18 protein-coding genes are annotated in these 18,743 nt (G+C 71.7%); 8 read left to right on the top strand and 10 right to left on the bottom strand.

Going from position 1 to position 18,743, the window contains the following annotated elements:
- Positions 1-135 precede the first annotated feature (135 nt).
- Positions 136-1,527, top strand: a complete 1,392-nt coding sequence (locus tag AB0M63_RS14125) for a cystathionine beta-synthase (protein WP_355908450.1) — start codon at positions 136-138, stop codon at positions 1,525-1,527.
- Between the two features lie 367 nt (positions 1,528-1,894).
- Here the strand turns inward: AB0M63_RS14125 and AB0M63_RS14120 are convergent, their stop codons facing one another.
- From AB0M63_RS14120 to AB0M63_RS14100, 5 genes are all read right to left on the bottom strand, one after another.
- Entirely contained in the window at positions 1,895-2,326 is a 432-nt protein-coding gene (locus AB0M63_RS14120; RefSeq protein WP_366019926.1) for a hypothetical protein, read from the bottom strand.
- 88 nt (positions 2,327-2,414) lie between these two features.
- Positions 2,415-3,350 (bottom strand): ABC transporter substrate-binding protein, encoded by a 936-nt coding sequence (locus AB0M63_RS14115; protein ID WP_355908453.1) that lies wholly within the window; start codon positions 3,348-3,350, stop codon positions 2,415-2,417.
- Positions 3,351-3,361: 11 nt separating this feature from the next.
- A complete protein-coding gene (locus AB0M63_RS14110; protein WP_355908456.1) occupies positions 3,362-4,024 on the bottom strand; it encodes an ABC transporter permease in 663 nt (220 codons plus the stop codon).
- A complete protein-coding gene (locus AB0M63_RS14105) occupies positions 4,024-4,665 on the bottom strand; it encodes an ABC transporter permease (RefSeq protein ID WP_355908459.1) in 642 nt (213 codons plus the stop codon). The genes AB0M63_RS14110 and AB0M63_RS14105 overlap by 1 nt, the downstream gene beginning before the upstream one ends.
- Positions 4,662-5,696: an ATP-binding cassette domain-containing protein gene (locus AB0M63_RS14100; protein ID WP_366019554.1), complete on the bottom strand. Its 1,035-nt coding sequence runs from the start codon at positions 5,694-5,696 to the stop codon at positions 4,662-4,664. Before AB0M63_RS14100 ends, AB0M63_RS14105 begins: the two co-directional genes overlap by 4 nt.
- A 142-nt stretch (positions 5,697-5,838) precedes the next feature.
- Between AB0M63_RS14100 and AB0M63_RS14095 the strand changes: the two genes are divergently transcribed.
- From AB0M63_RS14095 to AB0M63_RS14085, 3 genes are all read left to right on the top strand, one after another.
- Complete coding sequence (locus AB0M63_RS14095) at positions 5,839-7,377, top strand: aromatic amino acid ammonia-lyase (RefSeq protein WP_366019553.1); 1,539 nt, start codon at positions 5,839-5,841, stop codon at positions 7,375-7,377.
- Entirely contained in the window at positions 7,374-8,246 is an 873-nt protein-coding gene (locus AB0M63_RS14090) for a MurR/RpiR family transcriptional regulator (RefSeq protein WP_355908468.1), read from the top strand. Before AB0M63_RS14095 ends, AB0M63_RS14090 begins: the two co-directional genes overlap by 4 nt.
- A gap of 116 nt (positions 8,247-8,362) precedes the next feature.
- Positions 8,363-8,956 (top strand): hypothetical protein, encoded by a 594-nt coding sequence (locus tag AB0M63_RS14085; RefSeq protein WP_355908471.1) that lies wholly within the window; start codon positions 8,363-8,365, stop codon positions 8,954-8,956.
- Positions 8,957-8,964: 8 nt separating this feature from the next.
- Here AB0M63_RS14085 and AB0M63_RS14080 read toward each other — a convergent pair whose 3' ends face one another.
- The 5 genes from AB0M63_RS14080 to AB0M63_RS14060 all read right to left on the bottom strand — a co-directional run bounded on the left by AB0M63_RS14080 (position 8,965) and on the right by AB0M63_RS14060 (position 12,692).
- A complete protein-coding gene (locus AB0M63_RS14080; RefSeq protein ID WP_355908474.1) occupies positions 8,965-9,339 on the bottom strand; it encodes a hypothetical protein in 375 nt (124 codons plus the stop codon).
- 22 nt (positions 9,340-9,361) lie between these two features.
- A complete protein-coding gene (locus AB0M63_RS14075; protein ID WP_355908477.1) occupies positions 9,362-9,868 on the bottom strand; it encodes a roadblock/LC7 domain-containing protein in 507 nt (168 codons plus the stop codon).
- A gap of 34 nt (positions 9,869-9,902) precedes the next feature.
- Positions 9,903-10,736 carry a transcriptional regulator gene (locus tag AB0M63_RS14070; RefSeq protein ID WP_366019552.1) on the bottom strand — a complete coding sequence of 278 codons (834 nt, stop codon included), beginning with the start codon at positions 10,734-10,736 and terminating at the stop codon, positions 9,903-9,905.
- Positions 10,733-11,131, bottom strand: coding sequence for a hypothetical protein (locus AB0M63_RS14065; protein ID WP_355908483.1), 399 nt, complete (start codon positions 11,129-11,131; stop codon positions 10,733-10,735). Before AB0M63_RS14065 ends, AB0M63_RS14070 begins: the two co-directional genes overlap by 4 nt.
- A 169-nt stretch (positions 11,132-11,300) precedes the next feature.
- Positions 11,301-12,692 (bottom strand): diaminopimelate decarboxylase, encoded by a 1,392-nt coding sequence (locus AB0M63_RS14060; RefSeq protein ID WP_366019551.1) that lies wholly within the window; start codon positions 12,690-12,692, stop codon positions 11,301-11,303.
- Positions 12,693-12,856: 164 nt separating this feature from the next.
- Here AB0M63_RS14060 and hutU point away from each other — a divergent pair, with 164 nt between their 5' ends.
- The 4 genes from hutU (at position 12,857) to hutI (ending at position 18,655) form a co-directional block, all read left to right on the top strand.
- Positions 12,857-14,521 (top strand): urocanate hydratase, encoded by a 1,665-nt coding sequence (hutU, locus tag AB0M63_RS14055; RefSeq protein WP_366019550.1) that lies wholly within the window; start codon positions 12,857-12,859, stop codon positions 14,519-14,521.
- Between the two features lie 332 nt (positions 14,522-14,853).
- Complete coding sequence (locus tag AB0M63_RS14050; RefSeq protein ID WP_366019925.1) at positions 14,854-16,056, top strand: allantoate amidohydrolase; 1,203 nt, start codon at positions 14,854-14,856, stop codon at positions 16,054-16,056.
- Positions 16,053-17,423, top strand: coding sequence for a formimidoylglutamate deiminase (locus tag AB0M63_RS14045; protein WP_366019549.1), 1,371 nt, complete (start codon positions 16,053-16,055; stop codon positions 17,421-17,423). The genes AB0M63_RS14050 and AB0M63_RS14045 overlap by 4 nt, the downstream gene beginning before the upstream one ends.
- Before the next feature lie 20 nt (positions 17,424-17,443).
- Positions 17,444-18,655: an imidazolonepropionase gene (gene hutI / locus AB0M63_RS14040; protein WP_366019548.1), complete on the top strand. Its 1,212-nt coding sequence runs from the start codon at positions 17,444-17,446 to the stop codon at positions 18,653-18,655.
- Positions 18,656-18,743: the final 88 nt, after the last annotated feature.

Below are 18,743 nucleotides of genomic sequence, written 5' to 3'. Positions count from 1 at the left end.
CTCCTCTGAGCCGTCACCCACTCCTTGCCCCGAACAGCACGTCGCCCAATCTCAACGGGCGGTGAACGTCATTTCCGGGCCTTAGGCTGACGGGACCCATCAAGACCACTTCTTTTGCAGCGACCGGAGACAACGGTGCAATTCCACGACTCGATGATCAGCCTCGTCGGCAACACCCCGCTGGTGAGGCTCAACAGCGTGACCGAGGGCATCCAGGCGACCGTTCTGGCCAAGGTGGAGTACTTCAACCCCGGCGGGAGTGTGAAGGACCGCATCGCCCTGCGCATGATCGAGGCGGCCGAGCAGAGCGGCGCGCTCAAGCCCGGCGGCACCATCGTCGAGCCGACCAGCGGCAACACCGGCGTCGGCCTGGCCATCGTCGCCCAGCAGAAGGGGTACCACTGCATCTTCGTGTGCCCCGACAAGGTGTCCACCGACAAGATCAACGTGCTGCGGGCCTACGGCGCCGAGGTGGTCGTGTGCCCCACCGCCGTGGACCCCGAGCACCCGGACTCGTACTACAACGTCTCCGACCGGCTGGTCCGTGAGACGCCGGGCGCCTGGAAGCCCGACCAGTACTCCAACCCCAACAACCCGCTCTCCCACTACCACTCGACCGGCCCCGAGCTGTGGGAGCAGACGGAGGGGCGGATCACCCACTTCGTGGCGGGCGTCGGGACGGGCGGGACCATCTCCGGCACCGGGCGCTATCTGAAGGACGCCAGCGAGGGCCGGGTGCAGGTCGTGGGCGCCGACCCCGAGGGCTCGGTCTACTCCGGCGGCTCCGGGCGGCCGTATCTCGTCGAGGGGGTCGGTGAGGACTTCTGGCCGACCGCCTACGACCGGACCGTCGCGGACGAGATCGTCGCCGTGTCCGACAAGGACTCCTTCCAGATGACCCGCCGGCTGGCGAAGGAGGAGGGGCTGCTCGTCGGCGGCTCCTGCGGGATGGCCGTCGTCGCCGCGCTGCGGGTCGCGGAGCGGCTCGGGCCGGACGACGTCGTGGTCGTGCTGCTGCCCGACAGCGGGCGCGGGTACCTGAGCAAGATCTTCAACGACGAGTGGATGGCGGACTACGGCTTCCTGGAGGACGAGGGCCCCAGCGCCCGCGTCGCCGACGTCCTCAACGACAAGGTGCACGGCGCCATCCCCTCCCTCGTCCACATGCACCCGGACGAGACGGTCGGCGAGGCCATCGACGTGCTGCGTGAGTACGGCGTCTCGCAGATGCCGATCGTGAAGCCGGGCGCCGGTCACCCGGACGTCATGGCGGCCGAGGTCGTCGGGTCCGTCGTCGAACGGGAGCTGCTGGACGCCCTGTTCACCCAGCGCGCCTCCCTCTCCGACCCGCTGGAGAAGCACATGTCGGCCCCGCTGCCGCAGGTCGGTTCCGGTGAGCCGGTGGGCGATCTGATGACCGTGCTGGGCGCGGCCGACGCGGCGATCGTCCTGGTCGAGGGCAAACCGACCGGGGTCATCAGCCGGCAGGACCTGCTGTCCTTCCTCGCCAAGGGCGGGAAGCAGTAGCGAACGTCCGGTGAACGGGCCGTGGCGACGGCAACTTTGCGGTCGCCGGTCCGGATGGTGGACTTCGCGGAAGTGGTACGAGCGCGTCACGTCCACGCAGCACCCGCTTAACACGGATCGTGCAGATTAGGGGATGTCGGCAGGCGGGAGCGGCTCCCCGCCTCGCCGACACAGAAACGGCGTCACGGACCTCCGGAGCGGCTCCCGGACCTCCACCGACGCCTTGGACGCGCACGCCCGGCCCTGACCCGGCACGCGTCCCTCGCGGGGACCGCCGTCGTCCCGCCCTCCCGGCAACGGGGGGTGCGGCGGTCCCCGCGCAAGACTTTTCTACAGCCCGTTTGCCTACAGCCCCTTCTCCAACGGGCTACCCCTCCCACTCGCTGTCCTGGCCCGACTTGTGGTGCCGGCGGCCGCCGAACAGCCCCGGGTTGGTGCGGGCGGCCTGGACGGCGTTCACGCCGACGATGCCGAACCAGGCCACCAGCAGGCCAGGGAGGTTGGCGATGCCGCCGCCGATCGCGGAGAGCGGGATCGCCAGGACCATCGAGACGATGCCGAAGCCGAAGCGCTCGCCCCAGGAGTCGGTGGGCTTCGGCCCCCGCGAGCCGCGGGCGACCACCATCTGCTGCTCGGCCATCTGCCGGCGCACCCGGCGCTCCACCGCGCCGTCGATACGCTGGTCGACCTTCTCCAGGAACGAGTCGACCAGCGCCGACTCGTACTCGTCGCCCAGTTCCCTGCGTGCCTGCAAGGTGGCGTTGAGTTCCTTCTTGAGTTCGGCGTCGTGCGAGTCCATTCCCGTCATGCGACTCAGATTAGGGAGCCACGGCGCCCGCTGCACTGGGGATAGCCCCCCTGTCGGAGGTCGGGTTCCTCGCCGACGATCACCCCTTGGTCAGCCCGTGCTGCTTCGCATACGCGTTCGCCACGTCCTCCGGGTCCTTCTTGTCCTTGTCCACCTGGCGGTTCAGCTCGGTGAGCTGGGCGGTGGTGAGGACGTTGCCGAGCCGGGCCAGCGCCTTGCGGACCGTCGGGTCGGCCACCCGGTCGGCGATGAGCGGGACGATGTGCTGACTGGGGATCAGGGTCTTCGGGTCGGTCAGGACGACCCAGTCGTTGGCCTTGATGTCGGTGTCGGTGGTGAACAGGTTCGCCACGTCCACATCGCCCTTCTTCAGCGCGCCCTTCACCAACGGCCCGTCGGAATCAAGGGACTTGAACTCCTTGAACTCCACGCCGTACACGTCCTTCAGCCCTACGACGCCCACCTGACGGGTCTTCACCTCGGCGGAGGCGCCGATGACCAGCTTGCCGTTCACCTTTGCCAGGTCGGCCAGCGAGACCAGGCCGTACTTCTGCGCGGTCGCGCGGGTGACGACGAAGCAGTCCGCGTCCTCCGCCACGCCGTAGGGCAGGACCTGGAGGCCGGAGGGAAGGGCGAGGGTGAGGGCGTTCTGCATCTCGCCCGCGTCCGCGACCTCGGACTTGGGCTGGAGGTAGGTGAGCAGCGAGCCCTGGTACTCGGGCAGGAGGTCGATGTCGCCGCTCTTGAGGGCGGGGAAGACGATCTCGCGGGTGCCGAGGTTGGGGCGGACCTTGACCTTCACGCCGGCCGTTTCCAGGACGGCGGCGTAGAGGTAGCCCAGCACCTGGTTCTCGGTGAAGTTGGCGGTGCCGATGGTGACGCCGTTCTTGCTGGAGGCGCTGCCACCGCCGGCCGAGCCCCCGCCGTCGAGCGAGGTGACACCGCTCGCGCAGGCCGAGAGGACGGGGACGGAGGCGACCGCGAAGAGGCCGCCGAGGACGGTACGACGATTCATTTCGGAGTTCCCTAGGCGGTGCGGTGGCGGAAGAGGAAGCGCTGGAGGGTGGAGAGGCCCAGGTCCAGGACGATCGCCACGACGGCGACGAGCACCGCCCCGCCGAGCACCTGCACGAGGTCGCGCTGGGCGAGGCCGTCGAAGACGTAGCGGCCCAGGCCCCCGAAGGAGACGTAGGCGGCGATCGTGGCGGTGGCGACGACCTGGATGAGGGCGAGGCGCAGGCCGGTCATGATCAGGGGGAGCGCGAGGGGCAACTCGACCTGGAACAGCACCTGGTGGCCGCGCATGCCCTGGCCGCGCGCCGCGTCCTTCACATCCGGGTCCACGGCCGTCATGCCGGCGTAGGTGTTCGTGACGATGGAGGGGACCGCCAGGGCGACCAGCGCGATGTACACCGGCCACATGGACAGGCCGCTGGCCAGGAAGACGAGGACGACCAGGCCCACGGTCGGCAGCGCGCGGCCGAAGGAGGCGAGGTTGATCGCGAGGAACGCGCCCTTGCCGGTGTGCCCGATCAACAGGCCCAGCGGGAGGCCGATCGCGGCCGCGATGAGGGTCGCGAGCAGCGAGTACTGGAGGTGCTCGGCGAGGCGGTGCGCGATGCCGTCCGAACCGGCCCACTGGGAGCCGCTGGTCAGCCACTTGGCGAGGTTCTTGAAGAGTTCGAACATCAGGCTCGCCGCCTCTTCCACGGGGTGAGTACGTACTGGAGGGCGACCAGGGCCGCGTCCGCGACCACGGCGAGCAGCAGGGTGAGGACCACGCCCACGATCACCGGCGTCGGGAAGTCGCGCTGGAATCCGTCGGTGAAGAGCTGGCCGAGGCCTCCGTCGCCGATGTAGGTGGCGACCGAGACGAGCGAGATCGACATGACCGTGGCGATACGGACACCGGCCATGATCACCGGGAGCGCCAGGGGGAGTTCGACGGTGAGGAGCGTGCGCAGGGGGCGCGTGCCCATCGCTTTCGCCGCCTCCTTGGTCTTCGTCGGGACCGAGTCGAGGCCCTCGACCGTGTTCCGCAGCAGCACGACCAGCGTGTAGACCGTCAGGCCGATCACGGTCGTGGTGCGGGTCAGGCCGCTGATCGGGAGGAGGAGTACGAAGATCGCGATCGACGGGATCGTGAACAGCACGTTCGAGAGGCCGAGCAGGAAGCCGCGCAGCGGGCGGACTCGGTGGGCGACCACGGCCAGCGGGAGCGAGATGACGAGTCCGAGGAGGACGGCGGTCATCGCGGCCTGGAGGTGGGAGAGGGTCAAGCTGGTGAGGTCGTCGGTGTGGTCGCCTATCCACGACCAGTCGACGGTCATGCCGCCACCCGGGCTTCGGCGTGGGCCAGGCCCGCGTGGGTGTGGATGTCGTCGCGGGACGAGACGCCGGTGAGGACGCCTGCGGCATCGACGCGGGCTATCAGGCCGGTGGGGGACGCGATCGACTCGTCGAGGGCGGCGAGCAGCGAGTCGCCGTCCTGGAGCGGTCGTACGGGGATCTCGGCGTCCTTGGACGTCCAGTGCAGGGGCTTGCGCGCCGCGTCCAGGACCAGGGTCCAGGTGCCGCCCTCGGGGGCCGGAGCCTGCGGGACGTCGGCGAGGGTCTTCAGCGAGAGCAGCTTGAGGCCGCGCTCGGCGCCGAGGAAGTCGGCCACGAAGTCGTCGGCCGGGCGGGCGAGGAGTTCGGCGGGGGCCGCGCACTGGACGAGATGGCCGCCGGTGCGGAAGATCGCGATGCGGTCACCGAGCCGCACGGCCTCGTCGACGTCGTGCGTGACGAAGACGATGGTCTTGTTCAACTCCTTCTGCAGGCGCAGGAGTTCGTCCTGGAGCTGGCTGCGGACCACCGGGTCGACGGCGCCGAAGGGCTCGTCCATCAGCAGCACCGGCGGGTCGGCGGCGAGCGCGCGGGCCACGCCGACGCGCTGCTGCTGGCCGCCGGAGAGCTGGTGCGGGTACCGCTTGCCGGCGTCGGCGGCGAGGCCGACGGTCTCAAGGAGCTCGGCCGCCCGACTCCGCGCCTTCTTCCGGCCGTGGCCCAGCAGGAGCGGCACGGTGGCGATGTTGTCGAGGACCGTGCGGTGCGGGAAGAGCCCCGACTGCTGGATGACGTACCCGATGGAGCGGCGCAGTTCGGCCGCGTCCTGCTGGGTGACGTCCTTGCCGCCGACCTTGATGACGCCCGAGGTCGGTTCGATCATCCGGTTGATCATCCGAAGGGTGGTCGTCTTGCCGCAACCGGAGGAACCGACCAGTACGGTGACCCCGCCTTCCGGCATCTCCAGGGAGAGATCGTGAACCGCTGTCGTGCCGTTGGGGAAGCGCTTGTGGACCGCGTCGAACTGGATCATGAGTTGTCCCTTGCCCGGCTGTATAACGTCATGCAGAGTTCTCGGTGTCTGAATAGTTTGTCAATGTCTCCGCGTTAATCCGAGGTAACGGATGCCCGGCAGGCAAGATCGAGTGTCCTGATTGAGGGGAGTTTGGCGCCTTATGTCGTCTCGGATCGTGGACTCCACCGATGCGATGGTGTCCGGTGGCTCCGATCTCGTCGTCCTCGACGGGGTCGGGCTCGGGATCGTCGATGTCGTCCGGCTCGCCGACGGGGACGCCCGGCCGGTCCCCGGCACCGACGCGATGAAGCGCGCGACCGACTCCTGGGACGCGGCCCGCCGGATCGCCGCGACCGGCCGCGTCTACGGCCGTTCGACCGGCGTCGGCGCCAACCGGAACGAGGACGTGCCCACCGAGGCCGCCGCCGAACACGGTCTGCGGCTGCTGCGCAGCCATGCCGGCGCGATCGGCGACGAACTCCCGGCCCGCGAGGTGCGGGCCATGCTCGCCGTCCGGGCCAACCAACTGCTCGCGGGCGGTGCGGGACTGCGGCCCACAGTCGTCGGAGCGCTGTGCGAGGCGTTGGAGAACGGGGTGTACCCGGTCGTCAACGAGTTCGGGTCGGTGGGGACGGGGGACATCGCGGCGCTGGCGCAGGTGGGGCTGGCGTTGGTGGGGGAGCATCCCTGGCGGAGCGCCTCGGGGGAGCACAGTCCTGTGGGCGTCCCCGAACCCCAACCCCTCGACAACAACGACGCGTTGGCGATGATCAGCAGCAACGCGCTCACTCTTGGTCAATCGGCCCTCGCGCTGCACGAGTTGCGCGGGCTCATCGGCGCGACCCAGGTCGTCGGCGCGCTCTCGCTGCTCGCCGTCGACGGTTCGCACGAGCCGTTCGCCGCGCCCGTGCACGCCGCCCGCCCGCACCGCGGGTCGACCGAAGTCGCCCGGCGGATGCGGGAGTTGATCGGCGCCGCCGACCGGCCCACGCCTCCCCTCGGCCGTATCCAGGACCCGTACGGCTTCCGCTGCCTGCCGCAGATCCACGGCCCTGCGCACGACGCGGCGGACGCGCTGGAGGACGTTCTCGCGATCGAGATCAACGCCGCCGCCGAGAACCCCTTCATCTCACCCGAGGACATGGCCGCCTACCACCACGGCGGCTTCTACCAGGCCCAACTCGCCCTCGCCCTGGACCACTTCAGGCTCGCGATCACCCAGGTCGCGCGGCTGTCGACGTCCCGGCTGTCCTCGCTCAACGAGCCCGCGTTCACCCGCCTCAAGCCGTTCCTGGCGGACCAGGAACCAGCCTCCTCCGGCATCATGATCCTGGAGTACGCCGCCGCGGCCGCGCTCGGTGACCTGCGCGCGTTCTCGGCTCCCGCCTCGCTCGGGCACGCTGTACTCTCCCGGGGCGTCGAGGAGCAGGCCAGCTTCGCCTCGCTCGCCGCCCGTCAGACACTGCGCGCCTGCCGCGCGTACCGTCTCGTCGTGGGCTGCGAACTCGTCGCCGCCGTACGGGCGTTGCGCCAGCGCGACCTGCGGCCCGAACCGGACCTGCCGGTCGGCCGCGCGCTGGAACTCGCCGAGTCGGTGCTCGACGAGGACCCGGCGGACCGGCCGCTCACGGACGATGTGACGGCGGCGGCCGGACTGCTCGACCGGTTCACGGACATCTGGAGGGGAAGCACGTCATGAGCGTGGACGGGACTGTGGACGGGAGTACGGATGTGACGGACAGCCCGGCCGGGCGGCTGCAGGCGCTCTTCGAGGGGCACCGGCTCACGCCGACCCAGCGGCGGATCGCGCACAGCATGGTGCGGCGCGCCGCCGACGTGCCGTTCCTGTCCAGTGTGGAACTGGCCGAACTCGCCGGCGTCAGCCAGCCCTCCGTGACCCGCTTCGCGGTCGCCCTCGGCTTCGACGGCTACCCGGCGCTGCGCAAACACCTCCGCGAGGTCGCGCCCGCCGAGTCGGCGCCGGATTCGGCGTCGTACAACGAGTACCAGCAGGCCGTGGCGGCCGAGATCGAGAACCTGAAGCACCTCTCCGAGATACTGGCCGACCCCCGCCCGGTCGCCAAGGCGGGCCGCCTCCTCGCCGCCTCGCGCCCGCTGCCCGTCCTCGGCCTGCGCGCGGCGGCCTCCCAGGCGTACGGCTTCGCGTACTTCGCCGCCAAGGTCCATCCGGACGTACGGCTGCTCAACGAGGGCGGCACGATGATCCACGACCGCATCGACGCGGCCGTCCGCGCCGGCGCCACCGCCCTGCTGTGCTTCGCGCTGCCCCGGCACCCCCGCGAGGTCGTGGACACCCTGACGTACGCGAGGGAGGCGGGCCTGACCGTCGTCACCGTCGCCGACTCGGCCTTCGCGCCGGTCGCCAAGGTCTCCGACCTCCTGATCCCGGCCGCCGTCGGCACCGGCCTCGCCTTCGACACGGCCTGCGCCCCGATGCTGCTCGGCCGGGTGCTGTTGGAGGCGATGTGCGACGACCTTCCGGACGCACAGGCGCGGTTGGAGGAGTTCGACGCTCGGGCTGCGGCGCGGGGGTTGTTCGTGGAGTAAAGGCCCCCGTGGAGCAGGGGCCCCGTCCCATCTGGGGTGTTCTCAGATTCGTCTCACGTTCGCTCACTAGTCTCCCCGCACTACGGAACTGTGCCGGGACGACCAGGAGGCGGGACGTGGCACGCGGAGATCGGAGAGTCCAGGGGCTGGCCCGAGTGGCGGTCGTCGTACGTGCCGGAGCCGCGCCGCTGTGGTGGTTCGGGGTGCTGGCGGCGGGTGTCGGGGTGTTGCCGGAGGGGATCACCGGGCGCCGGATCGGGGTGATGGCCGGGGCCGCGCTGTTCATCGTCGCGGCGGCCGTGGTGTCGTACGCGCGCCGCAAGCGCTACACGGCCCTCGCGCGCGGTGCCGCCCGGGCCGGCAAGCACGATGTGCTCCAGGACCGCGCGGTGAGCGTACGGAACTGGCGCCGCGCCCACCGCTGGTGGATCGTGCTCGCCTTCGTGCTCGCGCTGGGCAGCGCGTTCGCGGTGCCCGCGGCGGGCGGCATGCTGCTCGCCGGCACCGGTGCCGGGCTGCGCCTGAAGGCCGCCTGGCTGGGCCGCCGGGAGCGGGCCGACGACGTACTGCTGTGGATCCGGGTGGACTGGCTGGACAAGCGTGACGGCGCGCCCGTGGGCAAGCCGGTCAAGGGCTTCCGCTCCACCGGCATCGCCGCGGGCGACGCCACCCCGGGTGGGGCGCGCCGCCGCGGCGACGTGTTCGCGTAGCCGGGTTTCTAGACCTCCAGGTCCGCCTCGATCTTCTTCAACTGGTGGCGGGCCATCGCCAGGTTGCTCCGGTTGGCGTCCAGCACCAGGTAGATGAAGAGGCCGTTGCCGCCGCGTCCCTTGAGCAGCCGGATCAGGTGGTACTGGTTCGACAGGGTGATCAGGATGTCCTCGATCTCGCCCTTCAGCCCGAGGTGCTCCATGGTGCGCATCTTGGCGCGCACCACGTCGGTGTTCCCGGCGGCGGCGACGCCGAGGTCGAAGGTCTTGCTGCCGCCCATCGTGCCGAGCGCCATACCGCTGGTGTAGTCGACCAGCGCGACTCCGGTCGCGCCCTCGATGGAGGTCAGCGCCTCTTTGAGCGAGGTTTCGGTGTTGGCCATGACAGTGCTCCCTTGGGTCCGTTCAACTTTCCGTGGTGGTGCGCGCGTTGGTCGTTGCGGTGGTGCGTGGTGCGCGCGCCGTTCTCGTTCGTGCGGTGATGGTTTTCGGTGGCGCCCCGGCGGGCGCCGCTGCGGCCTGCTCCTCGGCAGCGGCCGCCGCCTCGGCGTCGACCAGTTCCCCGATCCGGGCCCCGGCCCGGCGGCCCTCCAGCAGCAGCCGGCCGAGGTTGACGCGGTCCTGGGCGAGCACGGTCAGCACGGCGCCCGAGCCCGCCGCGTAGGTCGCGACATAGCCGTAGACCCCGCGCACGAGCAGCTCGCGGAACTCGCCCTGCCCGGTCGCGTCCGCCATCCGTACGGCCACGCCGAGCGCCGTCACGGTGAGCGCCGCCACGCGCTCCGGCTCGACGCCCGGGGTGTCCTGCGCCAGGACGAGACCGTCGACGCCCGCCGCCAGCGCCCCGGTCAGTTGGGGCACGCGGGCTCTCAACCGGCGCAGCTCGTCGAGGACTTCGGCCTCGGAGGCCATCGGCTCTCTCCTCTCGGCGCGTGCTCGCTGCCACTCAAAGGGCCTCCAGCGCATCCCTGAGCCTCTTCAGCAATGTGATGTCGGGGTCGACGGCGGTGGGATCGGTGACGTCGGGCAGCGGCGCGGCGGCGGGCGCGGGCGGCCGGGGCGACACGAGGCCCGCCGACACCAGCCGTCGCACGTCCAACAGCGTGGGGTACGCCCGCCGGCCCAGCAGCCGCGCGATGTCCGGCGCCGTCCGGACGCCGTCCACCCGGTCCAGCACCGCCGCCTGCCGAGCGGTGATCGCCGGGGGCGCGACGGCCTCGGCCCGCACCAGCGGCGCGCCGTCCGTCGCCGCGTCCGGCCAGACGCGGTGCAGCAGATCGCGCCGGCGCAGCGTCTCCCGTTCCAACGCGGCCACCGGCACCGGCCGCACCCCGCCGATCGGATGCGTGACCCCGTACCGGAAACGCCCCGGGGTACTGCTCGGCGCGAGCACGAAGTACGCCGCGTCGTACAGCGCCCCCAGATGGCACAACTCCAGCGCGCCCGGGCTCAACAGGCCGCCGTCCAGCAGCAGTCGGGTGGTGGCGTGCCGTTCGTCGGTCGCCTCGGCGGCGGCCTGCCAGGCCTCGGTGCGCAGGGTGCCGCGCGCGGTGAGGAGCAGGTCGAGACCGGGAGCGGACGGGCTCTCGGCGTGCACCACCCGGCCCCCGACCAGGTGGAGGCTGCCGCGCTCGCGCACAAGGACTCCGGTGGCCTCCTCGGCGGCGAGCCGCGTCAGCATCGGCGAGACCCCGCCCCAGCCCCGGTCACCGGCGGCGACCTTGTCCCGTACGGGCAGCCGCGGCGGCGGGGTCGTCGGCGTGGCCTTGACCGCGGTCATCCCAGCACCAGCCGTCCGGCCATCTCGCCGAGCCGGATCCGGGCCAGTGCGAGATTCCCCTCCGTGCGGGCCAGCCACAGATGCAGGAACACACTGCTCTCGAACGACGTCCGCACGAACCGCAGCACGTGATAGCTGTCCCGGTTGCTGACGATCAGATCCTCCAACGGAGGATCGTCCGCCTCCGCGCCCTCCTCCCCGTCGGACGCGAACGCCCGGTGCTCGGCCGCGAGCCGCGCCAGCTCCGCGGCCTCGGCCGCACTGGCCTCCTGGTCACCCCCGGGCGACTCTCCTACGACGCCCAGGGCCAGCCCGCTCGTCCAGTCGACCAGCGCGGCGCCCCGGGCACCGGGCAGTCGCATGGCCTCCAGTAAGCACTCGTCGATTCCGGGCACCGTGGCTCCCCTCCCGCCTGCGGTTCGGCTGAGTGACGACGAAGCTACGCACCGTGTGGCCGAGGGGTGAGGGTTCTGGCATTTTCCGGTGGAACATGCCCGGAGTGACTAAGGTGGGTCAACTGACCCTGTTTCCCCACCAGTTCAACCGCATGTTCACAGGGGTGCGTCAACGGCGCCCGGGGGCGCGCAGGGTGGTGAGCGCGGCGGCGTGCGCCCCTCCGGATTCGGCCACGATCTCCGCCACCGTCTGCGGCCTCCGCACGGTCGCGAACGCCACGCCCCCGGAACCGTCCGGCACGAAGCCGTAAACACCGGGCCTGGCAAGGGAGTTGTAGGCGTAGTGGGCCCCGAAGTAGTACGCCCCGGTGTCCAGCGCCGCCGCGTGGTCACCCTGCTCCAGCAACGGCAGCGCCTGCCCCTCGGCCAGCAGATCGCCCGCGAAACAGGCCGGACCGGCGACGTCCTGCACCACCTCGGGCCCCGACTTGGGCCGCCCCTTCGCGTCGTACGCGGCGATCCGCAGCGGCCAGGACTGCGGCGCGTACACCGTCCGCGTCGCCACCTGCACACCCGCGTGCGTGATCGCGATCGGCCGCCCGCCGGCGCTCTTGGCGTACTCGACCCGGGCCACCACCGTGCCCTGCTTGGCCAGCATCGACCGCCCGAACTCGGTCACCAGCCCGTACCGCCCGTCGAACAGCCCCGGCACCGCCTCCTTCAGCAGCCGCGCGTACTGCGCGTACGTCGGAGTCGTCGCGTCCGAGCCGAAGTTCACGCCCAGCCCGCCGCCGATGTCGAGCGTGTCGATCTGCCGCCGCCCGATCCGCGCGTTGATCTCCTCCGCCAGCTCGTACGTCTCCGCGACGCCCCGCGCGAGCAGCGCCAGCGGGATGCCCTGCGACCCGACGTGCGCGTGCAACCGGGACAGCCACGGCCGCTCCGTGTACGCCCGCACCACCCACTCCCGCGCCCCCTCGTCGCGCAGCGCCACCCCGAACTTCGAGGTCGCCGTGGCCGTGGAGAGGGCCGCGATGGAGCCCCCGCCGATCTGCGGATTGACCCGGATCCCGAGCGGCGAACGACTGCTCGCCGACCGCATCAGCCCGTCGATCCGGTCCAGCTCCTGAGGGCTGTCGGCGTTCACCGCGATACCCAGCGCCAGTGCCTCCCGCAGCTCGGCCGGTGTCTTCGCGGGCGCGTCGAGCACGGTCCGCTCCGGCCGTACCCCCGCCGCCCGCGCCAGCGCCAGCTCGCCGGGGCTCGCCACCTCGGCGCCGATGCCCTCCTCGTGCAGCAGCCGCAGCACCGGCACCAGCGGGCTCGCCTTCACCGCGAACGCGTGCAGCACCGGAGTCCCGGGCGCCACCGCCGCGTCGAACGCCGCCCGCAGCGCCGCCGCCGACTCCCGGATGCCGGTGACGTCCAGCAACGCCACGATCGGCGCGTCCGGCCCCAGCAGCCCCTGCTCCACCGCGGCCCGCACCGCCTGGTCCCGGCGCGCGATCCGCTCGGCGCCGCTGTCGGTGCCGTCCGTGTGACCCTGGATTCCGTCGCTCACTGGATCCCCCGTCGTGTCGTAGCCGTGTCCGTACATCCAGCCAAACACCCGGAGCCTGCCCACATCGGCGCCACGATGTATTGACTAGTTCTATTCAGAGCGCCAGGATGTGAATAACCACGTAAAGAACGCAGTAGAGACCGCAGTCCGCTAGGAGGCAGACCATGTCAGGACCCCGCCCCGTACGAGCACCGCGCGGTACGGAACTGAGCGCCCTGGGATGGCAGCAGGAAGCCGCCCTGCGGATGCTGCAGAACAACCTGGACCCCGAGGTCGCCGAACACCCCGACAAGCTCGTCGTCTACGGCGGCACCGGCAAGGCCGCCCGCGACTGGCGCTCCTTCGACGCCATGGTCCGCACCCTGCGCACCCTCAAGCAGGACGAGACGATGCTCGTCCAGTCCGGCCGCCCCGTCGGCGTGATGCAGACCCACGAGTGGGCGCCCCGCGTGCTCATCGCCAACTCCAACCTGGTCGGTGACTGGGCCAACTGGGAGGAGTTCCGCCGCCTTGAGGCCCTCGGCCTCACCATGTACGGCCAGATGACCGCCGGTTCGTGGATCTACATCGGCACCCAGGGCATCCTCCAGGGCACCTACGAGACCTTCGCCGCCGTCGCCGCCAAGAAGTTCGGCGGCACCCTCGCCGGGACCATCACCCTCACCGCCGGCCTCGGCGGCATGGGCGGCGCCCAGCCACTCGCCGTCACCATGAACGACGGCGTCGCGATCTGCATCGACGTCGACCCGCGCGCCATCGAGCGCCGCATCGAGCACCGCTACCTCGACGTCCGCGCCGACTCCCTCGCGCACGCCCTCCAGCTCGCCGTCGAGGCCCGTGACGCCCGCCGCCCGCTCTCCATCGGCCTGCTGGGCAACGCGGCCGACCTGCTCCCGCGGATGCTCGCCGAGGGCGCCCCCATCGACATCGTGACCGACCAGACCTCGGCCCACGACCCGCTGTCGTACCTCCCCGTCGGCGTCGAGTTCGACGACATGGCCGACGCGGCAGCCAAGGACCCGGCGGGCTTCACCGTCCGCGCCCGCGAGTCCATGGCCAAGCACGTGGAGGCCATGGTCGGCTTCATGGATGCCGGCGCCGAGGTCTTCGACTACGGCAACTCGATCCGCGGCGAGGCCCAACTCGCCGGATACGAGCGGGCGTTCGCCTTCCCCGGCTTCGTCCCCGCCTACATCCGCCCCCTCTTCTCCGAGGGCAAGGGCCCCTTCCGCTGGGCCGCTCTCTCCGGCGAGGCCTCCGACATCCACAAGACCGACAAGGCGATCCTCGACCTCTTCCCGGAGAACGAGTCCCTGCACCGCTGGATCAAGATGGCCGGCGAGCGCGTCCAGTTCCAGGGCCTGCCCGCCCGTATCTGCTGGCTCGGCTACGGCGAGCGCGACAAGGCGGGCGAGCGCTTCAACGACATGGTGGCGTCCGGCGAACTGGCCGCCCCCCTGGTCATCGGCCGCGACCACCTCGACTCCGGCTCCGTCGCCTCCCCGTACCGCGAGACCGAGGCCATGCTCGACGGCTCCGACGCGATCGCCGACTGGCCGCTCCTGAACGCCATGGTGAACGTCGCCTCCGGCGCCTCCTGGGTCTCCATCCACCACGGCGGCGGCGTCGGCATGGGCCGCTCCATCCACGCAGGCCAGGTCTCCGTGGCCGACGGCACGAAGCTCGCCGGCGAGAAGATCCGCCGCGTGCTCACCAACGACCCCGGCATGGGCGTCATCCGGCACGTCGACGCCGGTTACGACATCGCGGAGTCCGTCGCCGCCGAGCGCGGTGTGCGGGTGCCGATGCGCGAGGGTGACGAGGCGTGACCCTTCCGGGAGACGAGCGGGGCGGCAAGTCCCCGGCGGGGGCGGGTCCTTCGTCGCCGGGTGCGGGTCCGGCCGTGAGCGACGGTGGCCCATGGCCTGCGGCGGGCGACGGTGGCTCGCGGTCTGTGGCGGGCGACGATGCCGCACGGTCCGTCGCGGGTGACCGTGGTCCAGCGCCTGCGGCGGGCAACGACACCACGCCGCCCGTGGCCGGTGGCCCCCAGGCGCAGCCCGCGGCGGGCGCGGGGCGGCCGGGCGCGGCGGTGGGTGACGGCCGGGGCCGGCCCGGGCGGCCCACCGGCGCGGCCCCCACCCCCACCTCCTTCCACGAGATGTGGCGCGACCTGCTCCCCATCGGCCGGCATCCCGACTCCGGCGGCTACCGCCGCTTCGCCTGGACGGCCGCCGACGCCGACTGCCGGGCCTGGTTCGAGGAGCAGGCCCGGGCCCGGGGTCTGGCCTACGAACTCGACCGCAACGGCAACCAGTGGGCCTGGCTGGGTGATCCCGAGGCCGGGGACGCCGTAGTCACCGGATCACATCTCGACTCGGTGCCGGACGGCGGCGCCTTCGACGGCCCCCTCGGCGTCGTGTCGTCCTTCGCCGCGCTCGACGAGCTGCGCCGCAGGGGAGCGCGGTTCACCAAGCCGCTCGCCCTCGTCAACTTCGGTGACGAGGAGGGCGCCCGCTTCGGACTCGCCTGCGTCGGCTCGCGACTGACCGCCGGACAGCTCACCGTCGAGCAGGCACACCGGCTGACCGACGGCGACGGGATCACCCTGCCGCAGGCCATGGCGGCCGCCGGCCACGACGCCGACGCCATCGGCCCCGACCCCGAACGACTCGCCCGCATCGGCGCGTTCGTCGAACTCCACGTCGAACAGGGCCGCGCCCTCGACCTCTCCGGCGACCGGGTCGGCATCGCCAGCGCCATCTGGCCGCACGGGCGTTGGCGCTTCGACTTCCGGGGCGAGGCCAACCACGCCGGCACCACCCGGCTGGTGGACCGCCGCGACCCGATGCTGTCGTACGCCGAGACCGTTCTCGCCGCCCGCCGCGAGGCCCAACTCGCCGGTGCCGTGGCCACGTTCGGGAAGATCGCCGTGGAACCGAACGGCGTCAACGCCATCCCCTCCCTGGTGCGCGGCTGGCTCGACTCCCGCGCCGCCGACCAGGACACCCTGGACACGGTGGTCACCGGCGTCGAGAAGGCGGCCCGCGAGTACGCGGAGGCACACGGCGTCGACCTCGACATCGTCCGTGAGTCCTTCACCCCGGTCGTCGAGTTCGACCACGCCCTGCGCGACGAACTCGCCCGCGTCCTGGGCACCGGAACGGAACTGACCGTCCCCGTCCTGGGCACCGGCGCCGGACACGACGCCGGAATCCTCTCCGGGAGCATCCCGACCGCCATGCTGTTCGTGCGCAACCCCACGGGCGTCTCGCACTCCCCGGCCGAGTTCGCGGCCGAGGACGACTGCGTGGCCGGGGTGAGCGCACTCGCCGACGTACTGGAAGGGCTGGCCTGCAAGTGACGCACCCCCTCACACGGACGTACTGGCTGGAACACGCCTGGCTCGACACCCATGTCGAGCCGGGCGTCGCCCTGACTGTGTCGATCAGCGGCTCCGCCGCAGGGACCGACGGACGGATCACCGCCGTCCGCACCGAGGTCGACACCCCGCCCCCCGGCGCCGAGATCCTGCGCGGACTCACCCTCCCCGGGCTCGCCAACGCCCACAGCCACGCCTTCCACCGCGCCCTGCGCGGCACCGTCCAGGTCGGCTCCGGCACCTTCTGGACCTGGCGGGAGCTGATGTACTCCTTCGCCGACCAGCTCACCCCGGACACCTACCACGCACTGGCCCGCGCGGTGTACGCGGAGATGGCGCTGGCCGGGATCACGGCGGTCGGCGAGTTCCACTACGTGCACCACGCGCACGACGGCACCCCCTACGCCGACCCCAACGCCATGGGCGAGGCCCTCATCGCCGCCGCCTCCGAAGCCGGTATCCGCATCACCCTCCTCGACACCGCCTACTTCTCCTCCGGCTTCGGACAGCCCCCCAACCACCACCAGCTCCGCTTCTCCGACGGAAACGCGGACGCCTGGGCGGAACGCTCTTCACTTCTCAAGGAACGGGATCACGCAAGGATCGGCGCCGCCATCCACTCCGTACGGGCCGTGCCCGCACGGGAGTTGGCGACCGTGGCCCGCTGGGCCGAGGAGCGGCGGGCCCCGCTCCATGTGCACCTGTCCGAGCAGACCGCCGAGAACGACGCCTGCCGCCAGGCCCACGGCCGTACCCCCACCCAACTCCTCGCCGACCACGGGGTGTTGGGCCCGCGCACCACGGGCGTCCACAACACGCACCTCACGGACGAGGACATCGCGCTGCTGGGCTCGACCGGGACGGGCACCTGCATGTGCCCGACGACGGAACGCGACCTGGCCGACGGCATCGGCCCGGCGGTCGCCCTCCAACGAGCCGGCTCCCCCCTCTCCCTCGGCTCCGACAGCCACGCGGTCATCGACGTCCTCGAAGAGGCCCGCGCGATGGAGCTGAACGAGCGCCTGCGCACCCGCACCCGGGGCCACTGGACGGCGGCGTCCCTGCTCCGCGCGGCCTCCGCCGACGGTCACACGGCCCTGGGCTGGGACGACGCGGGCACCCTCGAACCGGGCGCCCTCGCCGACTTCACGACGATCGCGCTCGACTCGGTCAGGACAGCGGGGCCGCTGCCCAGGCTCGGCGCCGAGACGGCCGTATTCGCGGCCACGGCTGCGGACGTACGGCACACCGTCGTGGGCGGGCGGCACGTCGTACGCGACGGCGTGCACGCGCTCGTACCGGACGTGCCCGGAGCGCTCGCGCGGGCCGTCGAAGCCCTGCGCGCCTGACGACCACCCACGAGGACGCCATGAGCAACACAGCCAGCACTGTCATCACCAACATCGCCACACTCGTCACCAACGACCCCTCCCTGGGCGACGGATCCCCCCTCGGTCTGATCCAGGACGCGGCCGTCGTCATCGAAGGCGACCGCGTCGTCTGGACCGGTGATTCAAGCAAAGCACCCGCCACTGACAATCGGGTCGACGCAGCCGGCCGAGCGGTCCTGCCGGGCTTCGTGGACTCCCACTCGCACCTCGTCTTCGCGGGCGACCGCACACAGGAGTTCAACGCCCGCATGTCCGGCCGTAGCTACACGGCGGGTGGCATCCGTACGACGGTGGCGGCGACGCGCGCGGCGAGCGACGGGGAACTGGAGGCGAACCTCACCCGTTACCTGTCCGAGGCCCTCCGCCAGGGCACCACCACCTTCGAGACGAAATCCGGCTACGGCCTGACGGTCGCCGACGAGTCCCGCGCCCTCCGCATCGCCGCCGCGCACACCGACGAGGTGACGTACCTCGGCGCGCACATCGTCTCCCCGGACTACGCCGACGACCCCGCCGCATACGTAGCCCTGGTCACCGGCGAGATGCTCGACGCCTGCGCCCCGCACGCCCGTTGGATCGACGTCTTCTGCGAGAAGGGCGCCTTCGACGGCGACCAGGCCCGCGCGATCCTGACCGCCGGCCAGGCGAAGGGCCTCCACCCCCGCGTCCACGCCAACCAGCTCTCCTACGGCCCCGGCGTCCAACTCGCCGTAGAACTGGACGCGGCGAGCGCCGACCACTGCACCCACCTCACGGACGCGGACGTGGACGCCCTGGCGAGCGGCCGTACGGTCGCGACGCTGCTCCCCGGCGCGGAGTTCTCGACGCGCGCCCAATGGCCGGACGCGCGCCGCCTGTTGGACGCGGGCGTCACGGTCGCCCTGTCGACGGACTGCAACCCGGGCTCGTCCTTCACGTCCTCCGTCCCCTTCTGCATCGCGCTGGCGGTGCGGGACATGGGGATGACGCCGGACGAGGCGGTGTGGTCGGCCACGGCGGGCGGTGCGGCGGCGCTACGACGCGACGACGTGGGACGGGTCGCGGCGGGCGCGCGCGCCGACCTGATCCTGCTGGACGCGCCGAGCCATGTGCACCTGGCCTACCGGCCCGGGGTGCCGCTGGTGTCGGAGGTATGGCGGCGAGGAACGCGGACGGTCGGCGTGAGCCGTCCGCGGGGACGTGCGACCTGAGGGGTACGACCATGGAGTGACCCCTGGGACACAGGGTCCTGCCGCGGTTCGACGACGCGCCACGAACTCGACCATAGCTTGGGACCTG

Origin of the sequence: Streptomyces sp. NPDC051576 (genome assembly GCF_040681835.1) — a bacterium.
Classification (GTDB): domain Bacteria; phylum Actinomycetota; class Actinomycetes; order Streptomycetales; family Streptomycetaceae; genus Streptomyces.
Note: the sequence above shows the minus strand (reverse complement) of the source record. Positions and strands in the feature narration are given on the sequence as shown.